Origin of the sequence: Streptomyces sp. NPDC056361, assembly GCF_042262805.1 — a bacterium.
Lineage (GTDB): Bacteria > Actinomycetota > Actinomycetes > Streptomycetales > Streptomycetaceae > Streptomyces.
In genome coordinates, this window is record NZ_JBHJQI010000311.1 from 1 (window position 1) to 1844 (window position 1844).

Annotated in this window: 1 protein-coding gene; it reads left to right on the top strand. The window is 78.6% G+C overall.

The window, feature by feature from the left end; genetic code table 11:
* The first annotated feature begins 147 nt into the window (after nt 1-147).
* Nucleotides 148-1839 (top strand): WD40 repeat domain-containing protein, encoded by a 1692-nt coding sequence (locus tag ACFCY7_RS40430; protein ID WP_376491075.1) that lies wholly within the window; start codon nt 148-150, stop codon nt 1837-1839.
* Nucleotides 1840-1844: the final 5 nt, after the last annotated feature.

The window sequence follows — 1844 nt, forward strand, 5'->3', positions numbered from 1 at the left end:
GGGCCGTGAGCCCGGCCCGGGCGGCGAGCCACCGGGCCCGTCCGGCATCGCCCGGACCCGGCTCGATCGACCAGGCACTCCCGGACCCCGGGGCGACTAGAGTCGGAGGCGTCAGCCGCCCGCACCGTCTTGCCCGTGAGGTGCTCCATGACGTCCGTGACCCCGTCCTCGGCATGGGACGGACGCCGACCCGTCACCGGTACGGAAGCCGAGGCCGCGGCCCTGCTCGGCTGGCTGACCGACCCGGAGGCGCCGCGGCTGTGCGTGGTCACCGGCGCGGCGGGCGCGGGGAAGACGGCCCTGCTCGGCTGGTTCGCCGCGTACGGCCCCCGGGCCGGTCGGACGCGACGACGGACCGGCCGGGTCCTCGTGCCGCTGGCCGGGCAGAGCGCGCTCGGCGCCACCTGGACGATCGCCGACCGGCTCGGCGTCGTGGCGCGGTCGCCCGGCGACCTCGTGCACGCGCTCGCCACCAGTGAGGCGAGGCCCGCCGGACGGGCCGTCCTGGTCCTGACGGACCTGCACGCGGCGGCCGAGCCGACCGAGCTCACCCGGCTGATCGGAGAGCTCGCGGGCGTGGGCAGGATCCGGCTGGTGGTCGAGGCCAGGAGCGGCAGCCCCGCCCCGGGCGTGCTCCGCGCCGAACGCCGGGTCACGCTCGTGGACCTGGACGGCGACCCCGGACCCGGCGAGGTCCTCCCCGCGGTGCCCGCGCCCCGGCCGCTGCCCGACCTCTCCGACCCCGTGGCCGTCTGCCGGGCCGACCCGCTGCTCGTCACCACCGCGTACGTCACCGGCGCCGCGCCGGCCGGCGTGCCCGGCACCCTCGACGGCCCCGAGGCCCCCGCCCGGCCCGGCGAGGGCACCGCGGACGACCACGGCGGGCTGCGCGCCGCGTGGATGCGCGCCGGGCAGTCGCTCTGCCGCGAACAGCCCCCGGCGGAACGCGCGTCGGTGCTGCTCGCCGCACTCGGCGACGGAGCCGACCCCCGGCTGCGCCCCGCGCTCCGGGAGCTCGCGGAGGGCGCGCCCTGGCGGCTCAGGTGGGCCCGCCACCGGGGCGACCTGACGCCGCCCTGGCCCGGTCCGGTCACCGTGCTCGGCGCGGCCGGCGGTCCGCTGGAGGGGACGCTGCTCGTCGGCGACCGCACCGGAGCCGTACGGCTGCTCCACGAGGCGGACGCAGGCCCGGCCGGACGCCTGGCGCACACCGTCCCCGGCCGGGTCACCGCGCTCGCGCCCGCGCCCGACGGCACGGTGCTGCTCCTCGACGACCGCGGCAGGCTGCACACCGTGCGGGGCACCGCGCCCCGGGCCCCGTACCTGGAGCGCCTCACCGAGGCCGTGTCGGCGACCCTGGCCAGGCACCCGGGCACGGCCCTCGCGGCCATAGCGGGTTCCGTGGTGGTGGGGGACCGGCTCGGTTCCGTGCACGCCTTCGGTCTGACCGGCCTGCACCAGGCGGCCTCGCACAGCGGCCGGGTCACGGCGGTGGCGGCGGTCGACTCCGAGACCCCGTTCGTCTGCTCCGGCGGCGCGGACGGCACGGTACGGCTCTGGACCCCGGGCCGCGACCCGCGCCCGGACCCGCTCGCCGAGCGCCCGTCCCCGGTCGTCTCCCTGCACGCGGCGGAGACCCCGCACGGCCCGCTGGTCGCCGCGGCCTGGGCCGACGGCCTCGTCGAACTCCACCGCCCGGAAGGCGGACCGAAGTTGTCCTTCCGTCCGGGTCCCCCGATCCGTGCGGTCGCCGTCACGGGAGCGGGCGCCCTGGTCGTCGGAACGGACGAGAGCCTGATCTGTCTCGTGCCCAAGTCCCGTCATTCCGAGCACAGTTGAGGGGT

Excerpts from the sequence above, each read along its gene's own strand:
- ACFCY7_RS40430 (WP_376491075.1), top strand. The coding sequence starts at position 148 with ATGACGTCCGTGACCCCGTCCTCGGCATGGGACGGACGCCGACCCGTC.